This is a genomic window from Janthinobacterium sp. PAMC25594 (assembly GCF_019443505.1).
Taxonomy (GTDB): domain Bacteria; phylum Pseudomonadota; class Gammaproteobacteria; order Burkholderiales; family Burkholderiaceae_D; genus Janthinobacterium.
Genome location: NZ_CP080377.1, coordinates 3,088,917 through 3,114,144 on the forward strand (window position 1 = coordinate 3,088,917; position 25,228 = coordinate 3,114,144).

19 protein-coding genes are annotated in these 25,228 nt (G+C 63.0%); 6 read left to right on the forward strand and 13 right to left on the reverse strand.

Annotated elements, in window-relative coordinates; translation table 11 throughout:
• Positions 1-157: 157 nt before the first annotated feature.
• Positions 158-2,242 (forward strand): bifunctional diguanylate cyclase/phosphodiesterase, encoded by a 2,085-nt coding sequence (locus KY494_RS13910; protein ID WP_258194867.1) that lies wholly within the window; start codon positions 158-160, stop codon positions 2,240-2,242.
• Here KY494_RS13910 and KY494_RS13915 read toward each other — a convergent pair.
• Both KY494_RS13915 and KY494_RS13920 read right to left on the reverse strand, forming a co-directional pair.
• Positions 2,239-3,279, reverse strand: a complete 1,041-nt coding sequence (locus tag KY494_RS13915; RefSeq protein WP_219891327.1) for a porin — start codon at positions 3,277-3,279, stop codon at positions 2,239-2,241. The genes KY494_RS13910 and KY494_RS13915 overlap by 4 nt on opposite strands.
• A 442-nt stretch (positions 3,280-3,721) precedes the next feature.
• Positions 3,722-7,543, reverse strand: coding sequence for a tetratricopeptide repeat protein (locus KY494_RS13920; RefSeq protein WP_219891328.1), 3,822 nt, complete (start codon positions 7,541-7,543; stop codon positions 3,722-3,724).
• Between the two features lie 170 nt (positions 7,544-7,713).
• On the opposite strand from KY494_RS13920, the gene KY494_RS13925 reads away from it, so the two are divergent.
• From KY494_RS13925 to KY494_RS13940, 4 genes are all read left to right on the forward strand, one after another.
• Complete coding sequence (locus tag KY494_RS13925) at positions 7,714-10,521, forward strand: valine--tRNA ligase (RefSeq protein WP_219891329.1); 2,808 nt, start codon at positions 7,714-7,716, stop codon at positions 10,519-10,521.
• Positions 10,522-10,673: 152 nt separating this feature from the next.
• Positions 10,674-11,102: a DUF2147 domain-containing protein gene (locus KY494_RS13930; protein ID WP_375143483.1), complete on the forward strand. Its 429-nt coding sequence runs from the start codon at positions 10,674-10,676 to the stop codon at positions 11,100-11,102.
• A 275-nt stretch (positions 11,103-11,377) separates the two neighbouring features.
• The gene (locus KY494_RS13935) at positions 11,378-13,153 is read left to right on the forward strand and encodes an ice-binding family protein (RefSeq protein WP_258194868.1); all 1,776 of its coding nucleotides are present in this window, start codon (positions 11,378-11,380) and stop codon (positions 13,151-13,153) included.
• 13 nt (positions 13,154-13,166) lie between these two features.
• A complete protein-coding gene (locus KY494_RS13940; RefSeq protein WP_219891331.1) occupies positions 13,167-14,312 on the forward strand; it encodes an OmpA family protein in 1,146 nt (381 codons plus the stop codon).
• A gap of 51 nt (positions 14,313-14,363) precedes the next feature.
• Here the strand turns inward: KY494_RS13940 and KY494_RS13945 are convergent, their stop codons facing one another.
• The 11 genes from KY494_RS13945 to tyrS form a co-directional block, all read right to left on the reverse strand.
• The gene (locus KY494_RS13945; RefSeq protein WP_219134990.1) at positions 14,364-14,831 is read right to left on the reverse strand and encodes a YaiI/YqxD family protein; all 468 of its coding nucleotides are present in this window, start codon (positions 14,829-14,831) and stop codon (positions 14,364-14,366) included.
• 32 nt (positions 14,832-14,863) lie between these two features.
• Entirely contained in the window at positions 14,864-15,919 is a 1,056-nt protein-coding gene (gene ruvB / locus KY494_RS13950) for a Holliday junction branch migration DNA helicase RuvB (protein WP_219134989.1), read from the reverse strand.
• Positions 15,920-15,925: 6 nt separating this feature from the next.
• Positions 15,926-16,504 carry a Holliday junction branch migration protein RuvA gene (gene ruvA / locus KY494_RS13955; protein WP_219891332.1) on the reverse strand — a complete coding sequence of 193 codons (579 nt, stop codon included), beginning with the start codon at positions 16,502-16,504 and terminating at the stop codon, positions 15,926-15,928.
• Between the two features lie 35 nt (positions 16,505-16,539).
• Entirely contained in the window at positions 16,540-17,079 is a 540-nt protein-coding gene (ruvC, locus tag KY494_RS13960) for a crossover junction endodeoxyribonuclease RuvC (RefSeq protein ID WP_141171710.1), read from the reverse strand.
• A 350-nt stretch (positions 17,080-17,429) separates the two neighbouring features.
• Positions 17,430-19,016 carry a bifunctional phosphoribosylaminoimidazolecarboxamide formyltransferase/IMP cyclohydrolase gene (gene purH, locus KY494_RS13965; RefSeq protein WP_102123178.1) on the reverse strand — a complete coding sequence of 529 codons (1,587 nt, stop codon included), beginning with the start codon at positions 19,014-19,016 and terminating at the stop codon, positions 17,430-17,432.
• 102 nt (positions 19,017-19,118) lie between these two features.
• Positions 19,119-19,352, reverse strand: a complete 234-nt coding sequence (locus tag KY494_RS13970) for a helix-turn-helix domain-containing protein (RefSeq protein WP_008445162.1) — start codon at positions 19,350-19,352, stop codon at positions 19,119-19,121.
• A 168-nt stretch (positions 19,353-19,520) separates the two neighbouring features.
• Positions 19,521-20,525: a tRNA dihydrouridine synthase DusB gene (gene dusB / locus KY494_RS13975; RefSeq protein ID WP_375143484.1), complete on the reverse strand. Its 1,005-nt coding sequence runs from the start codon at positions 20,523-20,525 to the stop codon at positions 19,521-19,523.
• Between the two features lie 155 nt (positions 20,526-20,680).
• Positions 20,681-21,325, reverse strand: coding sequence for a histidine phosphatase family protein (locus KY494_RS13980; protein ID WP_219891333.1), 645 nt, complete (start codon positions 21,323-21,325; stop codon positions 20,681-20,683).
• A 3-nt stretch (positions 21,326-21,328) separates the two neighbouring features.
• Positions 21,329-21,967 (reverse strand): YbhB/YbcL family Raf kinase inhibitor-like protein, encoded by a 639-nt coding sequence (locus tag KY494_RS13985; protein WP_219891334.1) that lies wholly within the window; start codon positions 21,965-21,967, stop codon positions 21,329-21,331.
• 19 nt (positions 21,968-21,986) lie between these two features.
• Complete coding sequence (gene dtd, locus KY494_RS13990; protein ID WP_219891335.1) at positions 21,987-22,436, reverse strand: D-aminoacyl-tRNA deacylase; 450 nt, start codon at positions 22,434-22,436, stop codon at positions 21,987-21,989.
• Positions 22,433-23,698, reverse strand: a complete 1,266-nt coding sequence (gene tyrS, locus KY494_RS13995) for a tyrosine--tRNA ligase (RefSeq protein WP_219891336.1) — start codon at positions 23,696-23,698, stop codon at positions 22,433-22,435. The genes dtd and tyrS overlap by 4 nt, the downstream gene beginning before the upstream one ends.
• A gap of 154 nt (positions 23,699-23,852) precedes the next feature.
• On the opposite strand from tyrS, the gene KY494_RS14000 reads away from it, so the two are divergent.
• The gene (locus KY494_RS14000) at positions 23,853-25,220 is read left to right on the forward strand and encodes a M23 family metallopeptidase (RefSeq protein ID WP_219891337.1); all 1,368 of its coding nucleotides are present in this window, start codon (positions 23,853-23,855) and stop codon (positions 25,218-25,220) included.
• The last annotated feature ends 8 nt before the right edge of the window (positions 25,221-25,228 follow it).

Genomic DNA, 25,228 nt, shown 5'->3' on the forward strand with positions numbered 1-25,228 from the left:
AACACAGCGCCTGCACAGTGCCGCCACTATATTTCTTGCTGGCATGGCGGTCTGTTCGGCAGCGAACGGACGGCCACGTACCCCGCGCCCTACAGTCAGTCACTGCCAGGGCTGCCGTATCACGGATCGGCACCGGCGCTGCTTACCGGACGCCATCATGCAATCATTCTTCAAACGCATCTCCATTTCCGTGTCCACCTCGGCCCTGATCACGCTGGCGGTCGGGCTGAGCCTGACGGCCCTGTGCTACGCCTCGGCACGCCAGATCGAGTCGGAAAGCACCCGGCTGCTGCTGCAGTACCACGCCAGCGGTCACACGCTGCGCGCCGCCATGCTGCCTGCCAACGGCATGAGCCTGGATGCGAACCATCGCGGCTCCCTGTATGTGCTGCTGGGCGGACTGCTGTCGAGCCTGCTGGCAACGGCGTATGTGTTTCAGCTCGTGTCGCGCAACTCCGTGATTGCCCGCATCACGGGCGAACGCACGGCGGCGCTGCAGTTTGCCAATTTGCGCCTGTCCGAAGACATCGCCGCGCGCATGCACACTGAGAAGTCGCTGCGTTTGCGCGAACGCATCATCGAAGTATCGGCCAACGCCATCATCCTGTGCAGCGCCGACGCGCCGGGCTACCTGATCGAATACGTCAATCCCGCTTTCGAGCGCATCACCGGCTATGCGGCTGGCGAAGTCATCGGCCAGCGCCTGGAAGACTTGCAGGGACCCGAACAGGGGCGGCAAGACATGCATGAGATTACAGCGGCCCTGCGCGAACAGCGCGAAGGCAAGGCCATCGTACGCAATTTTCGCAAGGATGGCAGCTGCTACTGGAGCGAGCTGTTCGTCGCGCCCGTGCACGACGATGGCGATGGCCCCGTCAGCCACTTTGTCGTGGCGCAATACGACATCAGCACCGTCATGCGCTTCGAACAGGAGCTGGAATTCCAGTCGCGGCACGATATTCTGACGGGCCTGGCCAACCGCCTGCTGCTGCGCGAGCGGCTGGAACAGGCGATGGCCGTGACGCGCCGCAGTGGCCTGCCCTTGTGGGTAGTGTTCATCGACCTCGACCGCTTTAAATTCGTCAACGACACCCTCGGCCACGATGCGGGCGACACTGTGCTGAAAAACGTCGCCGAGCGCCTGCGCGACGCGACGCGCGAAGTCGACACGGTGGCACGCCTGGGCGGCGACGAATTCGTGCTGCTGCTGCCCCAGCATGGCAATGGCGAACCGGGCGCGGCCATCCTGCAGCGCATCCTGGACGCCGTGGCGCAGCCGCTGCAACTGGGCGAATATGAATTTATTCTCAGCTGCTGCATGGGCGTGGCCGTGTATCCCGACGACGGCCTTGACGCCGACACCCTGATCAAGCACGCCGACATCGCCATGTACCGCGCCAAGGAACAGGGACGGGGCCACTGGCAATTCTATGCCTCGAGCATGAATGCGGGCACCCTGGAGCGGCTGGGACTGGAGAGCGAGTTGCGCCATGCCCTGGAACGGGGACAGTTCCACCTCGAATACCAGCCTCAGCTGGACTTGGCCAGCGGCAAGGTGGTGGGCATGGAAGCGCTGCTGCGCTGGCAGCATCCGCAGCTGGGGCGCATTGCGCCGGCCAGCTTCATCGGCTTGGCCGAGGAAATGGGCTTGATCATCCCCATCGGCGACTGGGTGCTGCGCACCGCATGCGCCCAGGCGCGCGCTTGGCAGCTGGCCGGCCATGGCCCGCTGCGCCTGGCTGTCAACCTGTCGGCGCGGCAATTCAAGCAAAGGAATCTGCTGCATGCGGTGGCGCAGGCGCTGGCTGAAACGGGGCTGGCCGCTGCCCATCTGGAATTGGAATTGACCGAAAGCATGGTCATGCATGACGTGGAACAAGCCACGGCCATCATGGCCAACCTGAAGGCGCTGGGCGTGCAACTGTCGATCGACGACTTCGGCACCGGCTATTCCAGCCTGGCCTACCTGCGCCACTTCCCCATCGACGTACTGAAAATCGACAAGACCTTCGTCAGCGACATCACGCACGACGACGACGCAGCCATCGTGTGCGCCATCATTTCGCTGGCGCACAGCCTGCGCCTGAAAGTCATCGCCGAAGGCGTGGAAACGCCGCAGCAGCTGGCCTTCCTGCGCCAGCACGGCTGCGACCAGATGCAGGGCTATCTGTTCAGCCGCCCGCTGACCGTGCCCGCCTTTGAAGCGCTGCTGCACGAAGGCAGCATGCTGGCCGCTGCTTAAAACGCGTGGCGCAGGCCGACGTTGAAGGCGCGGTTGCCCGTGCCCACTTCCGTGGCATTACCCACCATGTAGGCGGCGTCGTTGCGGTTGCGGATGTGCGCATAGGCCACATAAATCTTGCTGCGCTTGGACAAGGCATACGTGGCGCCGATGGCCAGCTGCTGCGCATCGCGGTTGGCCGCATTGCGGTCATCCTTGTGCACATACGAGGCCAGCACGGTAGTCGCACCGAGCGGCACGGACACGCCGACGATGGCGTCGCGGCTGTCCGTCGACTGGGCCGGGGCCTGCGCCGCGCCATACGGGTTTTCCGCAAAGAACATGGTGCTGCCATCGCCCGTGTTGCGGCCATAACCGGCAAACGCCGTGGCCACGCCGAAGTTGTAGTTGCCGGCCAGAATGGTGTTGTTGGCGGCAGCCTTGCCCGGCTCGCCGGCACGGCTCTGGCGCGCCAGGCGCAGGGTCAGGGGGCCGTTGACATAGCCCAGGGCCAGGCCCAGCGAGCGCTGATCTGCCACCACACCCGTATGTTCGCCAAAGCCGTACATCACCGTGGCGGTGACGCCGCGCAGCTCGGGCGAGGTATAGCGCACGGTATTGTCGATGCGCGTGGCCGAATAGCCGGCCAGGTTGGTCGCCGCGCCGGCAAAGCCGCCCTCGAAGGGATCGGCCACGTCCGTCAGTGCCTGGCTTTGCAAGTTGTACTGGCGGCCCATGGTCAGCATGCCCAGCGGGCTATTGAGGCCGACAAAAGCCTGGCGGCCGAACAATTGGCCCGCCTGGTCGGAGCGGCCCGTGTCGCTCAGGACACCGGCTTCCAAGGTAAACACGACTTGCAAGCCATTGCCCAGCGACTCCGTGCCACGCAAGCCCAGGCGCGAACCGGCCGAGATACCGCTGGTAAGCTTGCTGACGCCGCCTTCCTGCACCAGGCCCGCATCCATCAAGCCATACAGGTCGAGGGAGGACTGGGCGTGTGCGGCAGGCAAGGCGCCGAGGGTGGTGGCAAGGCCGGCAACGATGGCGATTTTTTTCATGATGATTTCCTTGTAAAAGCGACACCAGGAAAGCGGCGGCCACGGCAAGACCACTAGCGGCAAGGCGCCATGCGGGGGATGCCGTATCAAAAGACGACGCGCCGGACAAAAGATCCTGGCTAAGCTGTGGCGGCAGCGGCGTGCAATGGACGCGCCGCTTTGATTCCGCCGTGAATGGTGCACCGCTGGCGGTGCGCGTGGCTCAGGCGCCCGGCCCGGAGGGGACGCACTGAAGGTGGCTGGCATCGCAGATGCGCTGGCCTTGAGACGCGGACGAGTGCTGGATATGAAGAATTGATACAACCGCGTCTGCTGGCGCCGTCCGCAAGGATGGGGCAGGAGGCGCCGAGGCCGGCATTATAGCATCGGCGACACCGCTTTCCCCGTTCTGTTGCGGGAAAACGACTCGCCAGGCCGCCAAAACACGGCCATGCGGCTGCGTTCATTTCACCTTGTCGTACGACAACATTTGCCCGTCGCGATCCCAGGCCAGTTTGTCATCCTCGATGCCGATGACGGCGTGGAAATCGCGCATGCCCAAGTGCGGCGGATACAGCGCAAAACGCAACAGGCCTTGACGGGCCGGCAGCTTCACCGTGGCAAAGCCTGTTTCCGGATGAGACAGCACCAGGTGGCGTAGCGGCCCGGCCAACGGCACCTGCCACGGCTGCTTGCCGCTGACGCCCTGGGCCAACGCGGGCGCATCGCCCAACGCCGCCAGAGCGATATCGGGCACGGCCTCGCCGCGATATTCGACGATGATGCGGGCCGGACCGGTAGTGGCGTCGCCGGGGCGCGGCGGCAACAGCGCAAAGGGCGCATCGGGCGACGCCCCATCGCCCCGCAGCAGCAGCTCGCCGTCCAGCACCGACCAGCGTCCCTGCGCCGCTTGCTCATCGGCACCGTACAGCATCCGGTAACTGAAACGCCCGTCGGCGCGCAGCACGATCTGCGACGCGACCTCGGTCCTGCGCCCCAGCGCATAGCGTCCCGGCAAGCGCCGTTGCAGCGCCAGGTCGGCAGCCTTGTCCTTGTGCGCGGGCGCAGCGGCAACCTTGGCGGGCGGCACCCGCCAGCCGCCCGCCGCCAGGATGGCCAGCATGTCATCGCACCCCGCGGCGCGCAGCGCGCTCCAGTCCTGGGGCGCGAGTTGGCGCAGGCTGCCGGCCAGACGCGGCAGGCGCGCAGCAAAGCGCTGGCCCAGCCAGCCGGCAAGCATATGCTTCGGCTCATCGGCAAAGGCGGCGATCAGGCGCGGCGCCATGCCGGGGTCGCACTGTTGCGGCGCGGCGGCAAAGCCATGCTTGAGCAACAAGTCCCAATACGCATCGGATGCGTGCAAGGCGATGTTGACCAGGTTCAGCGTGTCCGGCAGGCATACCTTGTCCAGCGACAGCGTCCAGTGGCGCGTGACGAGGGCCAGCATAGCGGGATTGAGGCTGGCGGCAGCCAGGTCCAGCGCACCACCCCATGGGTACCCTGAGCTGTCATCGATGCGCGCGCCGCGCGCGATAAACAGGCGCACGGCCCCGGTATCGCCGTTGAGAATGGCCTGTTCCAGCGCGCTCTTCTGATTGGCGCCGCGCCAGTTCGGGTCCAGCCCCAGGTCCAGCAGGCGCGGCAGCAGGTCGTCGCGCTGCGCGCGCAGCGCCTGCTGCAGCACCACCGCATCGTCCGGCGCGCGCCGCTCACCGTCGGCGCGCCGCAACATGCCGTGTTCCAGCAACAGCGGCGCCAGTGCGCGCTGCCGCGACCGCACGGCGAGCATGGCGGCCTTATTGCTCAACTGGCTGGCCGGCAAGCCGGCCGCCAGCATCAGGCGTATCCGCTCGACGCCGGCCGCATCGCGCACGGCACGCAGCGCCTCGTCCAGCGGCGACCACTCGATGGCGGTCGGCGGCTGGCGCGCCGCGACGGCCGCCAGCAGCAATGACAGCACGGCATTATTGTCCGGCGTCGGCGGCAGTTTCAGCGCCATCTTCAATACGGGGAACTCGCCGCCCAGCGGATCGGCGCCCAGGCCCAGCAACAGCTTGACCATCGCCGCGTCGCTATTTTCGACGGCCGCCAGCAAGGGCGGGCGATCACCATCGCTGACGACGGACGCGCCCATCGCGGCCAGGCGGGCGACCCAGTCTGGTCGCTGGCTGCGCACCGCATGCCACAGCAGCGTCTCCGTTTCCAGGTGCAGCGCATCGAGCGTCGCCAGCGCTCTCATGTGCAACCCTTCGGCTGCGGGACCGGCTTGCTGCCATGGCATGCCGGGCATCACCAGCTGGCGCAGCACGTCCTCGGACGCCGGCTGGTGGTTGTACATGGCGCGCATCGCGGCATCGAGCCAGCGGTCCCTTCCCTTCGCATCATGCCGGGGCACGCGCTGCTTGAGCCAGTCCAGCGCGCCGGCGTTGCCCGCTTCGGCGGCGTAGGCGTACAGCGACTTGCCATTGTCGTCGATAGACGGCGTGGTGCCGGTGGCCAGCATTTTATCGAGCACTTCGGTGCCACGCGTCATGCCCAGCAAGCGGCTCCAGAGCATGTGATCGGCCAGCGGCCGCTCGGCTGGCCGCGCCGCGCCGTCTTTCGCCGTCTTTTTCTGTGAATGGCGCAGCTCCGCCATGCGCTGATCGCCCACCAGATAGGGCATGCCCGAACCTGCGTCCAGCAAGGCGATCATGTTCGCCGTACGCTCATCCGCGTCGAGCAATTCCGGCAGAGTACCCGCATCTTCCTGCTGCAGCGCGTATTCCAGCGGCGCCAGCGTTTCATTTCCGGCGCCGTAGTGCCGCACATCGGCGCCATGGGCCAGCAACAGGCGCACCATCGCGGCGTTGCCGTACATGGCCGCCAGATGCAGGGGCGCGACGCTACTGCCCCCGGTGCCTTCGCCGACCGGCACGCCGCGCTGCAACAGCAGCGTCATCATGCGCAGCCTGGCGGGCAGCAGCGCGGCGTGCCGCGCGCGTTGCGCCTCGCGGTGCGCCCGCCGCCGCACCTGTTGCAGCAGAGGGTCGTCCAGACGCGGTTGCGCCTTCTGCCATGCTGATTCGGCTTCGACCAGGCTGTACGCGGGCAAGATCAAGGCGTGCAGCAAGGTGCGCTCGCCGATCCGGTAGGCGCCCGGCAGGGCGACGCCGGCGAGCAGTTTGCCGAAGGCGGCTTCATCGCCCTCGCTGGCGGCGTCGAACAGCGCCCTCACCTCGGGCGTCGGCGGCAGCTTGTCGCGCGCCTCGCGCACATAATGGATCACCCGCTCCATGCCGTGCACCGAGACCTGCGGCAGCGGCATGCCCACCTTCCACGCCCGCGCCAGCTGATCCGCCTCGGCGTTTTGCGCCGCATTCATCGCCTTTGCCCAGCCCGCCACACTGGCGGCGGCCCCCGGCTCCCCGCCCGCCGCCGCCAGCTGGCTCAGCATGGAAGCGAGCACATAGTCCTGCGGCACGCCCCGATCCATGCCGTACATCACGGCCAGCTGCAGCTGGGCCTTGGCGTTGCCGCTTTCGGCGGCCTTGCGCAGCCAGCGGGCGGCCTGCATGTCATCGAGGCCGCCTGCCTCGTTGCAGCACAGCATGCCCAACTGGTAGGCGGCGTCCATGTCGCCGCCCTCGGCGGCGCGGCGATACCACTGCTCGGGCGCGCGCCGTCCCGTCAGCGACGTCGCCGGCAGGGGCGCGCCGCGCTTCCAGCGCTTGGCCAGACGCTGCGCCTCGTCGACCTGGTCCGGCGACATCGCGCGGCGGCGCGCCGGCAGAGATGTCTCCAGCTCGGCCGCGCCGCGCCATTCCTTGTCTTGCAGCGCCAGCAGCCTGAGCGCATACGACACCACCCTGTCGACCGGCACGCCTTCGCCCCGTTCATACATTTGCGCCAGTTGCGCCATCGGTTCGCCGGCGCCCTGCGACGCCAGGCGGCGCAGCCAGGGCAGCGCGCGCGCTGGATCCTGCATGCTGCCCGACCAGCTCGTATACAAGGAAACCAGTTTCTCCTGCGCAAGGCGATCGCCACCGTTGGCAGCCAGCAGATACCAGCGCCCGGCATCGGCATCGCTGCGCGCCAGGTCCGAACATCGCTGCTCGCCCATGTAGATATCGCCGAGAACCTTTTGCGCCTTGATATTGCCGCCCAGTGCCGGGCCGCGCAATTGGGCCGCGGCGTCAACGCAGCGCCCGCGCTGGAACAATGCCATCCCTTCCGGGATGCCGGCGCACGCGCCTCCGGCAGCCCATCCGGCGCCGAGCACGGCCAATTGCCACAATTTTTTCATGATTGCCTGAGCTTTCAAATAATGTTGCAAAGATGATAGCTTTAAAAAAATACAATGCAGCAATATTGCGCAATCGTGCGCGGCTTTTCGGGCCATCCAGGCCCGCTATTTGGTGCGCATGCTTTATGCACCCCTTATAATGGTTCCTTTTGCCAATCACACGCCAAATCATGGAATTAGCCAAGTCTTTCGAGCCCGCCGACATTGAACAATTCTGGCGCACCGAGTGGGAACAGCGCGGTTACTTTACCGCCACCCTCGATGCGGGAAAACCTTCCTTCAGCATCCAGTTGCCGCCGCCGAACGTCACCGGCACCCTGCACATGGGCCATGCGTTCAACCAGACCATCATGGATGGCCTGACCCGCTACCACCGCATGCTGGGCCACAACACGGCCTGGATACCCGGCACCGACCACGCGGGCATCGCCACGCAAATCGTCGTGCAACGCCAGCTGGACGCGCAAAAGATTTCGCGCCATGACCTGGGCCGCGAAAAATTCGTGGAAAAAGTGTGGGAATGGAAAGAAAAATCCGGTTCCATCATCACCGGGCAGATGCGCCGCCTGGGCGCTTCGGCCGACTGGCAGCGCGAATACTTCACGATGGACGAACCGCGCTCGAAAGTCGTCACCGACGTCTTCGTGCGCCTGTTCGAGCAAGGCCTGATCTACCGCGGCAAGCGCCTGGTGAACTGGGATCCCGTGCTGGGCACGGCTGTGTCCGACCTGGAAGTGGTGTCCGAGGAAGAAGACGGCTCGATGTGGTACATCAAGTACCCGCTGGTCGATGGCAGCGGCTTCCTGACGGTGGCCACCACGCGTCCTGAAACCATGCTGGGCGACGTCGCTGTGGCCGTCGATCCGACGGACGAGCGCTACGCGGCGCTGGTGGGCAAGATGCTCAAACTCCCGCTGACGGACCGCGAAATCCCCATCATCGCCGACGAATACGTCGACAAGGAATTCGGCACCGGTTGCGTGAAGATCACCCCGGCGCATGACATGAACGATTACGCCGTCGGCCAGCGCCACAAACTGGCGCAGATCGTCATCCTGACCCTGGACGCGAAGATCACCGACGACGCGCCGGCAGCGTATCGGGGCCTGGACCGCTTCGCCGCGCGCAAGCAGATCGTCGCCGACCTCGACGCGCAAGGCTTGCTGGAACAGGTCAAGCCGCACAAGCTGATGGTGCCGCGCGGCGACCGCACGGGCGTCGTCATCGAACCGATGCTGACGGACCAGTGGTTCGTCGCCATGAGCAAACCGGCCCCGGAAGGCACCTTCTTCCCAGGCAAGTCGATCGCGGAAACGGCGCTGGACAAGGTCGCCAATGGCGAAATCAAGTTCGTGCCGGAAAACTGGAGCACCACCTACAACCAGTGGCTCAACAACATCCAGGACTGGTGCATCTCGCGCCAGCTGTGGTGGGGCCATCAGATTCCGGCGTGGTACGACGACGCCGGCAATATCTTCGTTGCCAAGACGCAAGCCGAAGCGGAAGCGAAAGCACTGGCCGCCGGCAGCACGGGTCCGTTGAAGCGCGACGACGACGTGCTCGACACGTGGTTCTCGTCGGCCCTGGTGCCGTTCTCGACCATGGGTTGGCCTGAAGAAACGCCGGACATGAAGGCTTTCCTGCCGTCGTCCGTGCTGGTGACGGGTTTCGACATCATCTTCTTCTGGGTCGCGCGCATGGTCATGATGACGGCGCACTTCACGGGCAAGGTGCCGTTTGAAACCGTCTACGTGCACGGCCTGGTGCGCGATTCGACAGGGCAGAAAATGTCCAAGTCGAAGGGCAACACGCTGGACCCGATCGACCTGATCGACGGCATCGACCTGGAAGGCTTGATCGTCAAGCGCACCACGGGCCTGATGAACCCGCGCGACGCGGAAAAGATCACCAAGGCGACGCGCAAGGAATTCCCGGACGGCATTTCGGCCTACGGCACGGACGCCGTGCGCTTCACCATGGCCAGCTATGCCTCGCTGGGCCGCAACATCAATTTCGACCTGGGCCGCTGCGAAGGCTACCGCAACTTCTGCAACAAGATGTGGAACGCCACCCGTTTCGTCATGATGAATACGGAAGGCAAGGATTGCACGCCGAACGACGCCGACCTGTCGCAGGCGGACAAGTGGATCATCTCCTTGCTGCAACGCGCTGAACTGGACGTGGCCAAGGGCTTTGAAGACTTCCGTTTCGACAATATCGCCGCCACCATCTACAAATTCGTCTGGGACGAATATTGCGACTGGTACCTGGAAGTGGCCAAGGTGCAAGTGCAACAAGGTACGGAAGGCCAGCAGCGCGCCACCCGCCACACCCTGCTGCGCGTGCTGGAAGTGGTGCTGCGCCTGGCCCATCCGATCATCCCGTTCGTCACGGAAGCGTTGTGGCAGACGGTGGCGCCATTGGCCGGCAAGACGCTCAAGCCAGAGGGTGATTCGATCATGATGCAACCGTATCCGATCGCCAACACCGACAAGATCGACGAGTCGGCCGAAGCGTGGATGCAGCAGCTGAAAGCTTTGACGGACGCGACGCGCAACCTGCGCGGCGAAATGCAAATCTCGCCATCGGTGCGCGTGCCGCTGATCGTCGAAGCGGGCAATGCGACGGAAAAGGCCGCGCTGACCTCGTACGCACCGTACATCCAGTCGCTGGGCAAACTGGCCGAGGTGCAGATCGTCGATGCGCTGCCGGACTCGCCTGCCGCCGTCGCCATCGTCGGCACCACCAAGCTGATGCTGAAAGTGGAAATCGACGTGGCCGCCGAACGCGAGCGCCTGGGCAAGGAAATCGCCCGTATCGAAGCGGAAATTGCCAAAGTTAATAGCAAATTAGGCAATGAAAGCTTCGTCGCGCGCGCCCCGGCCGCCATCGTTGCGCAAGAAAACGAGCGTTTGCTCAGTTTTTCGGCCACAATTGAAAAAATGCGCGAACAGTTTGCTAAACTAGCCAGCGCATAAGGCAAGTTTGGAAGGATTGCGCGGCCGTCCCAGTGACGCCGCGCAGCACTCCTGGTCTTGCCTTGGTATATAACTGTTCGTGACCCGATCAAAAAAACCATTGGAGACTGGCAATGCATACAATATTCAAAGCAAGCATCACAGCAAGCATCATGATGGCCGCCCTGGCCATCGCCTGCAGCGCCATCGCGCGCGACGGCAACTACACCCCCGTCGGTACGTGGAAAACCATCGACGACGCCAGTGGCAAGCCGAAATCGCTCATCGTCATCACGGAAAACAACGGCGTCTTGCAAGGCAAGATCGACAAGCTGTTCCGCGGTCCTGACGAAGATCAAAATCCCAAGTGCGACAAGTGCACGGGCGCCAACAAGGACCAGCCCATCGTCGGCATGGTGATCCTGTCCGGCCTGAAATATGACGGCAAGGAATGGACGGGCGGCGAAATCACGGACCCGGCCAATGGCAAGACCTACAAGAGCAAGGCCGAACTGATTGAAGGCGGCACCAAGCTGCAAGTGCGCGGCTATGTCGGCGTGCCGATGTTTGGCCGCTCGCAGACGTGGGTGCGCGCAGAGTAAGCAAGGCACGCCCTGCCCGACCTAAGCCGGCCCGCGCCGGCTTTTTTGTGTCTGTTTTCCGCACACGGCCGTTGTTTTTCAGGCCGAATCATTCCTTTTTGAACAGTTTTCCAATTGCCGACAAGCTAAGCGCGCCAGCGCACATACCTCCAGTTTCCTAAATGAAATAGTGCATGCCTGTGACGCCATCGCCCTGTAGCGAAGGGCGACATGGCTCTGCCGGATGACCTCATCCGCGGATGCCCGGCAGTGACTGCCATGCACAAAGGAAACACATGAACCTCTTCAAACGATATCTGAACCCCTTGCTCGTCTCGGCAGGGCTGCTGGCCATGGCCGCCCTCGCCGGTTGCGGCGGCGGCGACCAGGGACGCGATCCCATCCTCGGCTTGCCGGCTGCCACCTTGTCCAGCCTGGCCGTCACGCCAGCCACGGCGACGGTCGCCATCGGCGCCGGTCAGCAATTCACGGCCATCGCCACATATAGCGACGGCTCTTCGCAAGACGTCAGCGCCAAGGCGACCTGGACGTCGGCCACGCCGGCCAGCGCGACCGTCAATGCGGGCACGGGCTTGAGCAGCGGCATCGTTGCCGGCAACAGCAGCATCAGCGCCGCGTTCGGCGGCAAGAGCGCAGCGGCCCAGTTGACCGTCTCGCCCGCCACCTTGCGAGCCATCGCCATCACGCCGCTCACGCCAGCCATCGCCATCGGCGCCACGCAGCAATTTGCGGTGACGGGCAGCTTCAGCGACGGCACCACGCGCGACGTCACGGCCGTGTCGACATTTGCCTCGGCGACGCCAGCCACGGCCAGCATCGCCGCTGGCGGCCTGGCACTGGGCAAGGTTGCCGGCACGACGCAGATCACCGCCACCACGGGCACGCTCACGGCCAGTACGGTCTTGACCGTCAAACCGGCCACCTTGCTGTCGATCGCCGTCACGCCGCAAAACCCCATCGTGTCAGTGGCCGCGACGCGCCAGCTGGCCGTCATTGCCACCTACTCGGACAACAGCACCGCTGACGTCACGGCCGGCAGCAGCTTCCTTGCCGTCACGCCCGCTTTCGCCAGCGTCGCCAGCAATGGCCTCGTCACCGGCGTCGCCTTTGGTTCCAGCGTCATGAATGCCAGCTTCAACGGCAAGACGGCCAGCACTACCGTCACCGTGCCTGCCGCCACCATCGTCAGCATCGCCGTCACGCCAGCCACCGCCAGCATCGCTGTCGGTACCCAGCAGCAATTCGTTGCCACGGCAACCTATTCCGATAGCTCGAACGCCATCATCACCAACGGCGCCAGCTGGACTTCGGGCACCATCGCCACCGCCACGGTATTGAACACGGGCATCGCCACTGGCATCACGGCCGGCACCAGCAATATCACGGCCACGGCCGGCGGCAAGTCGGGCAGCGCGCTGCTGACTGTCACTGCGGTAGTCATCCCGCCCGTCCTCAACCCGATCATCCTGGGCCGCGCGGCACCGTTCGGCGTACTGGCAGGCACCTCGATCACCAACAATTCGGGCGGCACCACCCTGATCACGGGCGACGTCGGTGCGCCATCGCAAACGGTCGATCCGACCCAGGCGGCCGGTTTCAATAACTACAAATCGGGCGCCATCCTGGCCGGCGCGATGACGGATTTGCAAGCGGCGATCACGGACGGCAATAGCCGGACCTGCGACGTCAGCTTTGCCGGCGGCATCGACCTGGGCGGCCAGACCTTCGGTCCCGGCGTGTATTGCTATGCGGGCGCCATCAGCATCACGGGCACCCTGACCCTGAACGGTCCCGGCGTGTACATCTTCCGCACGGCATTGACGCTCGATTCGACCGTCAACTCCATCGTTGCCCTGAACAATGGCGCCACGGCCGACAACGTCAGCTGGCTGCCCGTCGGCCCGACCACCCTGGCCGCCAACAGCGTCTTCAAGGGCAATATCCTGGGCCAGTCGGCCGCCATCACGGTGGGCGACAACACGACCCTGCTCAATGGCCGCGTGCTGACGGCCGCTGCCGTCACCCTGCGCAACAACCAGATCACCAAATAAACGGGACATGACCATGACGATCGCACACACACTGGGCGCCCTGAGCGTGATGGCCGGCGCCTTGCTGGCAACCCAATCGGCGCAGGCGCAGGACAACACCTTCATCAACCCGGACTGGGCCAACAGCGCCTGGTACATCGGCGCGGGCGTGGGCCAGTCGCGCGCCACCATCGACGAACCGCGCCTGCGCGCCAGCCTGGCCGCCAACGGCGAAACGGTCACCGGCTTTACCAAGGACCAGCGCGACACCGGCTATAAATTGTTTGTCGGCCGGCAACTGAACCAGTATTTCGCCGTGGAAGCCGGTTACTTTGACCTGGGCAAGTTCGACTTCAAGTCGACCACCAGCGGCAATGGCGTGCTGAACGGGCAAGCGGGCTTTCGCGGCGTGAACCTGGACTTGCTGGGCCAGCTGCCGCTGTCGCAGCGCCTGTCCTTGCTGGGCCGTGTCGGCATGCATTACACGAAGACCAACACGGAATTCAGCGGCAACCGCCTGCTGGGTTCGACGAACACGCATGCCAGCGAACGCAAGCTCAACGCCAAGCTGGGCCTGGGCCTCGAATACAAGTTCAGCGAAGCGCTGGCCCTGCGCGGCGAAGTCGAGCGTTACCGCCTGAACGACGCCGTCGGCAACCGCGGCGATGCCGACCTGTATTCCGTCAGCCTCGTGTATAAACTGGGCCGCCCGGCCAGCGCCACGCCAGCCTACCAGCCGGTGCCAGCGGCATTGCCGCCCATCAGCGAAACCATGCCGGCCCCTGTGGCCGAGGTGAAGCCGGCGCCAGCGCCCGTCTCGGAAAAAGTGTCGTTTGCTTCCGAAGCGCTGTTTGATTTCGATCAATCGACGCTCAAGCCGCAAGGCAAGGCGGCGCTGGACCAATTGGTTGGCCAGTTGAGCGGCATGGACCTGGAAGTGATCGTCACGGTCGGCCATACGGATGCCGTCGGTTCCGACGCCTACAACCAGAAGCTGTCGCAGCGCCGCGCCGAAGCCGTCAAGGCTTACCTGGTGGCGCAAGGTGTCGAGACGAGCCGCGTCTACACGGAAGGCAAGGGCGAAAAGCAGCCCGTGGCCGACAACACGAGTGCCGCCGGCCGCGCCAAGAACCGCCGCGTAACGGTGGAAGTGGTGGGCACGAGAAAAGTCATGCGTTAAGTTTTACGCGCATAAAAAAACCGGCTTGCCGGTTTTTTTTTCGTCCATCGATTATGGCGCTGGCGCCGGCTTGCGATGATGCTTGCTCAGATGCCGGTCCAGGCTGTTGGCGAACTGCTGCCGGTCCGACTGGCTGAAGGCGGCCGGGCCGCCCGTGTCGACGCCGCCGCTGCGCAATTCTTCCATGAAGGCGCGCATCGTCAGTTGCTGGGCGATATTATCTTTCGTATAAAACTCGCCGCGCGGGTTCAGCGCAAAGCCGCCCTTGGCCAGCACGTCGGCCGCCAGCGGGATGTCGCCCGTGATGACGAGGTCGCCGGGATTGAGCAAACGCACGATTTCCTGGTCAGCCACGTCCGCACCGGACGGTACTTGCACGGTGCGGATAAAACGCGACGGCGGCACGCGCAAGCCCTGGTTGGCGACCAGGGTGAGCGGCAACTCCAGGCGGTCGGCCACGCGGTACAAAATTTCCTTGATGACGACGGGACAGGCATCGGCGTCGATCCAGATCTGCATGCCTTGGATAGCCTGTTGGCTGCCGTCCGCCATCACAGTTCCCACGCTTCGCCGCCCGGACCCATGCGCGGCGCGCTGACGCCGAAGTGCAGATAGGCGGCCGGCGTGGCGACCCGGCCACGCGGCGTGCGCTGCAAGAAACCTTGCTGGATCAGATACGGTTCCAGCACGTCTTCGATGGTATCGGCCGCTTCGCCGATGGCGGCCGCCAGGTTGCCGATGCCGACGGGGCCGCCGCCGAACTTGAACAGCACGGCTTCGAGCAATTTACGGTCCATCACGTCGAAACCGGCGGAATCGACGTCGAGCATGGCCAGCGCGCGGTCGGCCACCACCTTGGTGATCTCGCCATTGCTTTTGACTTCCGCGAAATCGCGCACGCGGCGCAGCAGGCGGTTGGCGATGCGAGGCGTGCCGCGCGCGCGCTGGGCGATTTCGTGCGCGCCTTCCGGGTCGATCGGGGCTTTCAGCAAGGCGGCGCTGCGCGTGACGATCTTCGTCAGTTCGCTCGTGTTATAAAACTCCAGCCGCGCGACGATGCCGAAGCGGTCGCGCAGCGGGTTCGTCAGCATGCCGGCGCGCGTGGTGGCGCCGACCAGGGTGAACGGTTGCAGATCGAGTTTCACGGAACGGGCGGCCGGGCCTTCGCCGATCATGATATCGATTTGATAATCCTCAAGCGCTGGATACAGGATTTCTTCCACGACAGGCGACAGGCGGTGGATTTCATCGATGAACAGGACGTCGTTCGCTTCCAGATTCGTCAAAATCGCCGCCAGGTCGCCCGGGCGCTCCAGCACGGGGCCGGACGTCTGGCGCAAATTGACGCCCATTTCGCGCGCGATGATGTGCGCCAGCGTCGTCTTGCCCAGGCCCGGCGGGCCGAACAGCAAGGTGTGATCGAGCGCTTCCTTGCGCTGGCGCGCGGCCGTGATGAAGATTTCCAGCTGGTCGCGGATCTTTTCCTGCCCCACATACTCGTCGAGCTGCTTGGGGCGCAAAGCCCGTTCGATCGCCTCTTCGTTATGCGAGATGGGCGCCGCGTCGATGATGCGCTGTTCCGTGAAGCTGTCGGTCTGGATGCTCATGCGTTATCAGCCTTTCGACAGCGCTTTCAGCGCCAGTTTGATGCCGTCCGACACGCCACTGCTGGCCGGCACGTTTTTCACGGCCGCCATTGCTTCCTTGTCCGAGTAGCCCAGCGCCAGCAGAGCATTGAGGATATCGGACTGCGTATCGGGCGCAGCGTGTGCGCCAAGCGGGCCGAGATCCGCACCGATCTTGCCCTTCAGTTCCAGCAGCAGGCGTTCGGCCGTCTTCTTGCCGATGCCCGGCACTTTCACCAGGCGGCCGGAATCCTGCAGGGTGATCGCCTGCGCCAGGTCGGCAATCGTCATGCCGGAGAGAATCGACAGCGCCATGCGCGCGCCCACGCCCGTGATCTTGATCAACTGGCGGAACACGGCGCGCTCGGCCGCATTGCCGAAGCCAAACAGCAGGTGCGCATCTTCGCGGATGGCCTGGTGCGTAAACAGCACGACTTTTTCGCCCACGTGGGGCAGGTTGTAAAAGGTGCTCATCGGCACGTCGACTTCATAGCCGACGCCCTGGCAATCGACCAGCAATTGTGGCGGATTCTTTTCAAGCAAAATACCGGAGAGACGACCTATCATCGCGTGTTCCTAATGTTAAATTTCAGAGTGCTGCTTTATCCAACGAGACGGCCGCGCTTCATGCGCAAGCCCTGCAATTGGGGGGCCAGCGCGCCGAGCATGGCCAGCGCATCGATGCTGTTGGCGTGGCAAATGGCCACGCCCAGCGCATCGGCCGCATCCGTACCGGGCAAGCCGGGCAGTGACAACAGCCGGGAAACCATGTCCTGCACCTGCTCCTTGGCCGCCTTGCCGTGCCCCGTGACGGCCTGTTTCACTTGCAGCGCCGTGTACTCGGCCACCGACAGGTCGGCGTGGACCAGCGCGCAAATGGCCGCGCCGCGCGCCTGGCCCAGCAGCAAGGTCGATTGGGGATTGACGTTGACAAACACTTTTTCGATGGCGGCGCAGTCGGGCTGGTAGGTGCCGACAATTTCACTCACGCCCTGCAGGATGATCTTCAGGCGCGGCGGCAATTCCCCTTCGGAACCCGTCTTGACGGTGCCCGACGCGATATAGCGCAGCTTGTTGCCGTGTTTTTCAATGACCCCAAAGCCCGTCGTGCGCAGGCCAGGATCGATGCCAAGAATAATCATCGCAAGATTCTATAATGAATACGGCAGGCACCGGTGAATAACCAGTGCCTGCCGTTTGGCCACCTTTCAATAAGGTGGGATAAACCGTAGCGAGCGGCGATGCGGCGTGGCCGAGAAGCGCAACTGTGCTAAGTAGGGCGTGGGAAATTATTGTGAAGTTATGACGAACAGAACCGGATGCTCTGCAAGGCGCCCGCTGCGACGCAGTGCGAGCACTGCTAGCAGCGGGCAACACCGCAGAGCGTCGGTTATGGAAGTCAGAAATCACAATAATTTATTGCGACCTACTTAGAGCACAGTGAGCATCGCAGGCCGCGCCCCGCGCCGCGCCGTAGGTTTAGGCCGCCTTATTAATGACGGAAGTGACGCGTGCCCGTGTACAGCATGACGACGCCGCGCTCGTCCGCCGCATCGATCACTTCCTGGTCGCGCATGGAGCCGCCCGGGTGGATGACGCAGGTCGCGCCCGCATCGACGACGACGTCGAGGCCGTCGCGGAACGGGAAGAAGGCGTCCGACGCCACCACGGAACCGGTCAGCGACAGGCCCGCGTTTTGCGCCTTGATCGAGGCGATGCGGGCCGAGTCGATGCGGCTCATCTGGCCAGCGCCCACGCCCAAGGTCATGTTATTGCCGCAGAAGACGATGGCGTTCGACTTGACGAATTTCGCCACTTTCCAGGCGAACATCAGGTCGGACAATTGCTGCGGTGTCGGCTGCAGCTTGCTGACCACGCGCAAGTCGCCGATACCGACGTTTTTCGCGTCCGGCGATTGCACCAGCAAGCCGCCACCGACGCGCTTGAAGTCCATGGCGTTGACGCCGCTGCCCAGCGGAATTTCCAGCATGCGCACGTTTTGCTTGCTCGACAGAATCTGTTTCGCTTCGGCGGAGAACGATGGGGCGATCAGCACTTCGACGAACAACTTGGCGATTTCGCCGGCGGTGGCGCCGTCCAGTTCGGTATTAAAAGCGATGATGCCGCCAAACGCGGAAGTCGGGTCTGTCTGCAGGGCGCGCGCATAGGCTTCAGCCGCATTCTTGCCCAGGGCGACGCCGCATGGGTTCGCGTGCTTGACGATGACGCAGGCGGCGCTTTGCTCGAAGCCGCCCAGGCTCTTCACGCATTCCCAGGCCGCATCGGCATCGGCGATGTTGTTGTACGACAATTCCTTGCCTTGCAGTTGGCGGTAGTTGGCCAGCGCGCCATCGATGGTGACCAGGTCGCGGTAGAAGGCGGCGCTCTGGTGTGGATTCTCACCGTAGCGCATGTCTTGCACTTTCTCAAATGCAACATTCAACACTTGCGGATAAGCGCCGCGCTCGGCGTGCACTTTCGTCGGGCCCAGGCTGGTCAGGTAGTTGGTGATGGCGCCATCGTATTGCGCCGTGTGCGCAAAGACTTTTTTCGCCAGCATGAACTTGGTGTCGTAGCTGACCGTACCGGCCGTGCCGTCGGCCGAGCGCAGCTCCGCCAGCACCGCGTCGTAGTCGGTCGGATCGCAGATGACGACCACGTCCTTGTGGTTCTTGGCTGCCGAACGCAGCATGGTCGGGCCGCCGATATCGATGTTTTCGATCGCGTCTTCCAGCGTGCAATCGGCCTTGGCGACCGTGCCCTGGAACGGGTACAGGTTGACCACCACCATGTCGATGGTCGGCATGTCGTGCTCGACCAGTTTCGACATGTGCTCAGGGAAATCGCGGCGCGCCAGGATACCGCCGTGCACTTTCGGGTGCAGCGTCTTCACACGGCCATCGAGCATCTCCGGGAAACCCGTGTAATCGGCAACTTCCGTGACGGGAACACCGTTGTCTGCCAGCAATTTGGCGGTGCCGCCGGTGGACAGGAGGTTGACGCCGAGGGCGGACAGGGCACGGGCGAATTCGAGAACGCCGGTCTTGTCGGAAACCGAGAGGAGAGCTTGTTTGATCATGGCTGTGGCTAGGTGGTTAAGTGTTCTTGGCGAATGGCACCGCTCGGTCATCTGACCGAAGCGGCGGCGGATTCAAATCTTGGCGTCACTTGCATGCCGGCATTACAGCAAACCGTGCTCCTGCAATTTCTTGCGCAGGGTATTGCGGTTGATGCCCAGCATCTGCGCGGCGTGCGACTGGTTGCCATCGGCGCGTGTCATCACGACTTCCAGGATGGGCTTTTCCACGGTCAGCACGACCATGTCATAGATATTCGACGCTTGCTGTTCGCCCAGGTCATTGAAGTAATCTTCTAGACTTTTCTGTACGACTTCCTGAATGCTTTCTTTGCTCATTTTTATGCTTCAACCGGCTGAACACCTGGCCATCCGGCGCCGCGCCGCTCATGCGGTCCGCGTGCTGCCCTCTTGCCTCGGTGTTGTAATTAATATTGCATGACGCTCTGTATAGGCGCTCGCCCTTGTACTGCTGGTAACTGATTTACCCTGCTTGTTGCTATCTGCTCATGCTGCCGTGGCCGTAGGTTTGATCACATCGATCAGGCCACTTTCACTCGATTCGGAGAGGCGGTATTGTAACCGTTCGCCAAATTTCCATTGCGACTCAAAAAATTGATCGACGGCCAGCAATTGCGCGTCCGTCGACTCCAGCAAGTTCATTTGCTGTCGGAACGCCTCGCCGCCTTCCAGATCCTTGACATACCAGCCGATGTGCTTGCGCGCCGTGCGCACGCCTAGAAATTCGCCATAAAACGCGTAATGGGCGCGCAAATGCTCGTCCATCAAGGTGCGCACTTCATCCACGTACGGCGCTGGCAACAAAGTGCCCGTGCGCAGGAAATGGTCGATCTCGCGGCAAATCCACGGCCGGCCCTGCGCCGCGCGGCCGATCATGACGGCATCGGCGCCCGTTTGATCCAGCACAAAGCGGGCCTTCTGAGGAGTAGTAATGTCGCCATTGGCCACCACGGGGATGCCCACCGATGCTTTCACCGCGGCAATGGTTTCATATTCGGCATCGCCCTTGTAGCCATCGGCGCGCGTGCGGCCGTGCAAGGTCAGCATCTGGATGCCGGCTTGCTCGGCGATGCGGGCGATTTTCAGGGCATTCTTGTTTTCGCGGTTCCAACCCGTGCGAAATTTCAGGGTGACGGGCACGTCGACAGCATTGACGACGGCATGCAAGATCTTTTCGACCAGGCTTTCGTTTTGCAGCAGGGCCGAACCGCACCAGCTGTTGCACACCTTCTTCACGGGGCAACCCATGTTGATGTCGATGATCTGCGCGCCCCGGTCCACGTTGAACCTGGCGCAGTCGGCCAGGTCTTGCGGATCGGCGCCGGCGATTTGCACGGCTTTCGGCTCCATTTCGCCTTCATGGTCCGTGCGGCGCGCGCTTTTTTCCGTCGCCCACAGGCGCGGATTCGACGCCGCCATCTCCGACACGGCATAGCCGGCACCGAGCTGCTTGCACAACTGGCGGAAAGGCCGATCCGTCACGCCCGCCATGGGGGCGACGAAAACGTTGTTGCGCAGAATGTGAGGGCCGATTTGCACTGAAGAACCTGGAATGGACGGAGGAACCTGCTATTTTAACCGATTCCCTGCCTAATTAATAAGCACTATTTTTTTGGATCAGTGCGTCGGAGTGACAATGGGGCCGCTTAGCCCAGCTCGTCCATCGCGGGGGCGCTCAGATGTTCGATATTTCCCCAGTGCACTAAATGCAGCTTGCCGTCCGCATACGAAAAACGGTTGACGCTGGCATTTTTCACCTGGAAGTCGCGTGGACTGTCGAGCGTCATGCCGACCGCCTCGCGGTAAGCACATTCGAGCACGCCGCCATGCGCCACGATGGCGATCGTCTGGCCGTCATAGCGTTCGGCCCAGCGGGCGATGGCGCCGTTCGCGCGCGCATAGAACTGGCGGAAACTCTCGGCGTCGCGCTCGCCCGACGGCATCACGGCATCGATCTGCCGCGATTGCCATTGCGCATACTCGTGCGGATAGCGCGCGGCAATATCGGCATACAGCAAGCCTTCGAAAGCGCCGTAGCAGCGCTCGCGCAGCAAGGGGTCCGTCTGCACGGGCAAGTCTTTCACATCGGCCACGGCTTGCGCCGTTTGCTGCGCGCGCTGCAGATCGCTGGCGAGGATGGCGGCCAGCGGCTCATCGGCCAGCGCCTGCCCCAGCGCGCAAGCTTGCGCCAGGCCCGCCTCGTTCAGGGCGATGTCGATATGGCCCTGCAGGCGGCGGCCCGCATTCCAGGCCGTTTCGCCATGGCGTATCAGTAAGATCGTGGTGCTCATGCTTTATTTCTTCAGGGTAAGTGCCAGCTCGGGGTTGAGCGAGTAGGCAACGACGAGCTGCGCTTCGTCGAGGATGTGGCCGTAGAGTGCGGCATGGGCTTGCTGCCCCGTAAAACGTTCGGGCAAGGCCAACTTTGGCACGTCGAGCGCATACAGGCGGAAAATGTAGTGGTGGATGCGCTCGTCATTCCACGGCGGGCACGGACCATCATAACCGTAATAGTCGCCGGCCATGTCAGGATCGCCGGCAAACCAGCCCGTGTAGTCATTCAAGCCTTGGCGCAGCCCATTGCCAGTAGCGGCCGCCTTGCCGCGCGGCGTGATGCCGCTGGAAAACTCCCCGGCGGCAACAACCCGCATGGCGGGCGGCAAGTCGAGCAAGCTCCAGTGATAAAAATCGCTGCGCGGCGCCGTCAGCGGCAAGGCTTGGTCGTCGCGGTTGGCCAGGCTGGCGTCTTGCGGCGCATCGGGGTCGATGCAGAACAGGGCCAGCGACTCGGTGCCGTTCGGCACCTCGTCCCAGGCCAGATGGGGATTGCGGTTGCCGGCGAGGCGCACGCGGCTGGCCGGATCGATCTCGGCAAAGGCATACTCGGCCGGCATCAGGCCGCCATCACGAAACGTCTCGCTCCACAATTTCATCGCTTGCTCCTCTTTATCGTTATTGTTTTGCGTTCACTTGTAGCCAGAAGGTGACGGGGCCATCATTCGTCAGCGACACCTGCATGTCGGCGCCAAACTGTCCCGTTTGCACGTTCGCATGGCGGTGGCGCGCCTGCTCCACGAAATGCGTGAACAGGCGCAAGCCGTCCTGCGGCGCGGCCGCTGGCGTAAACGACGGGCGCGTGCCGGACTTGGTATCGGCCGCCAGGGTGAACTGGGGCACCAGCAGCAAGCCGCCGGCCACGTCCGTCACGCTGCGGTTCATCTTGCCCGCTTCGTCGGCAAACACGCGATAGCCGAGCAGCTTGGTCAGCAAGGCGTCCGCTTCCTTTTCCGTATCGCCGCGCTCGGCGCACACCAGCACCATCAGGCCGGCGTCGATGGCGCCGATAGTGGCGCCGGCAACGTCGACTTTCGCCTGCGTGACTCTCTGCAGCAGCGCGATCATGCTGTCAAGGTGACGCGCGCGAAACTGCGCTTGCCAACTTGCAACACGAATTCGCCTGCCGCCACTTGCAAGCCCTTGTCGCTGATGACGGTGCCGTCGATGCGCACGCCGCCCTGGTCGATCTTGCGCATGGCTTCCGACGTCGATGGGCACAGGCCCGCTTGTTTCAGCAATTGCGGGATGCCCAGCGGCGCGCCAGCCAGGGTCACTGCCGGGATATCGTCGGGAATGCCGCCCTTCGAGCGGTTGACGAAGTCTGCCAGCGCATCTTCGGCCGCCTGCTGCGAGTGGAAACGGGCGACGATCTCTTGCGCCAGTGCAACCTTGGTGTCGCGCGGATTGCGTCCGCCTTCCACTTCGCTCTTCAGCTGGGCCAGTTCGGCGATCGAGCGCCACGACAGCAGCTCGTAGTAGCGCCACATCATGACGTCGGAAATGCTCATCAGCTTGGCGAACATGGTGTTGCCCGGTTCCGTGATGCCGATGTAGTTATTCTTCGACTTGGACATTTTTTCCACGCCGTCCAAACCTTCCAGCAGCGGCATGGTCAAAATACATTGCTGCTCCTGTCCGTACTGCTTTTGCAGTTCGCGGCCCACCAGCAGGTTGAACTTCTGGTCGGTGCCGCCCAGTTCCAGGTCCGATTTCAGGGCCACCGAATCGTAGCCTTGCATCAGCGGATACAGGAATTCATGCACGGAAATAGGAATGCCGCCCTGGAAGCGTTTGGTGAAGTCGTCGCGCTCGATCATGCGCGCCACCGTGTAGTGGGAAGCGAGCTGGATGATGCCGCGCGCGCCCAGCGGATCGCACCACTCGGAGTTATAGCGGATTTCCGTCTTGCTGGCATCCAGCACTAAAGATGCTTGCGCGAAATACGTCATCGCGTTAATCTCGATCTGTTCCTTGGTCAAAGGCGGACGCGTGACGTTGCGGCCCGAAGGGTCGCCGATCATGGAAGTGAAGTCGCCGATGAGGAAAATGACTTGATGGCCCAGGTTTTGCAGCTGGCGCATCTTGTTCAGTACGACAGTGTGACCCAGATGCAAGTCGGGTGCAGTCGGGTCCAGGCCCAGTTTGATGCGCAGTGGAACACCGGTTTTCTCGGAGCGCGCTAATTTTTGCGCAAATTCGCTTTCGATCAAGAGTTCGTCGACGCCACGCTTGGTAATCGCGAGGGCTTCTTGTACTCTGTCCGACAGTGGAAGTGCGGTCTGAGCGGCGTTAGCCTTGGCAGGCGATGCGGTGGTGTTGATTTCCATAAAATTTGACTATAAATCTCAAAATGGTAGTAGGTTTGCGGAGTTTGTTATAATGCTCGATCCCATCAATCTTGCCGTATGAAAACGAACCAAAATAACAATAACAAAGAGCATTAGTTCAGGTCACGTTCAAGGGCAAATTTTAACTGATTGCATGAACCCTATACATAAAATCACAGGCTCACGCTTGTACACACAGCTGACGACGACACGCAAGGCACGCATTATCGGCGCGTCGGCAGTGCTGCTCGCCGTGGCCGCCTTCGGCGCAGTCGCTGTATCGCCCATGGCGCCCGACGCATCCGACTTGCCGGTCACGTCCATAGCCCAGAACCTGGAAATGCCTGATCTCACTTCGCAAATTTCCGCGATGGAACAGGTAGACCAGAATTTCACCCACGAAGAAAAAGTCCGCGCCGGCGATACCCTCGCCACCCTGCTGACCCGTCTCGGCGTGGATGATCCGGCGGCTGCCAATTTCATCAAGACCGACAAGATCGCGCGCGGCGTGATGTTGCTGAAATCGGGCAAGCGCGTGCAAGCGCAAACGACCGAAAACGGCGACCTCAACTGGATGCGCGCCACCCTCGTCGATGGCACGGACAAGTCGGTCAAGAACATCCTGATCACCCGCAAGGGCGACAAGTTCGTGGCCACGGAAGTGGCAGCCCAGCTGGAACGCCGCGTTGAAATGCACGCGCGCAAGATTACTTCCACCCTGTTCGCCGCCACCGACTCCAGCCTGGACGGCACCCGCCTGCCAGATTCGATTTCCGCGCAAATCGTGGAAATGTTCTCCACCAATATCGACTTCCGCTCCGACCTGAAACGCGGCGACGCATTCAATGTCGTCTACGAAACGTTCTGGCAAGATGGCGAATTCGTCCGAGCGGGCCGTATCCTGGCCGGTGAATTCACCAACCGCGGCACGACTTACCAGTCCGTTTGGTTCGAAGACCCAGCCAGCAAGCAAGGCGGCGGTTACTACAGTTTTGACGGCAAGTCCCTCAAAAAAGCCTTCCTGAAATCCCCCCTCGAATTCTCCCGCATCTCGTCCGGCTTCTCCATGCGCGTGCACCCGATTTCCGGCAACTGGAAAGCGCACAAGGGCATCGATTTCGCTGCAGCGACGGGCACCCCCATCCGCGCCTCGGGCGACGGCGTGGTCGATTCCGTCGGCAGCCAAAACGGCTACGGCAATGTTGTTGTCCTGAAACACTGGGCCAACTACACCACCGCCTACGCCCACATGAGCCGCTTCGCTTCGGGCCTGAAAAAAGGCCAGATAGTCAGCCAGGGCGATGTGATCGGCTACGTCGGCACCACCGGCTGGTCCACGGGCGCCCATTTGCACTATGAATTCCGCGTCGGCGGCGTGGCACAAGATCCAAGCAAGCTGAATGTACAAGCCCAGGCGCCGCTGACGGCTGCCGAGCTGAGCCGCTTCCGCATGGTTTCGGCCGACATGATGCACCGCTTCACCCTGCTGCGTCCGAACGACACGGCACTGGCGTCGCGTTAAACGAAATT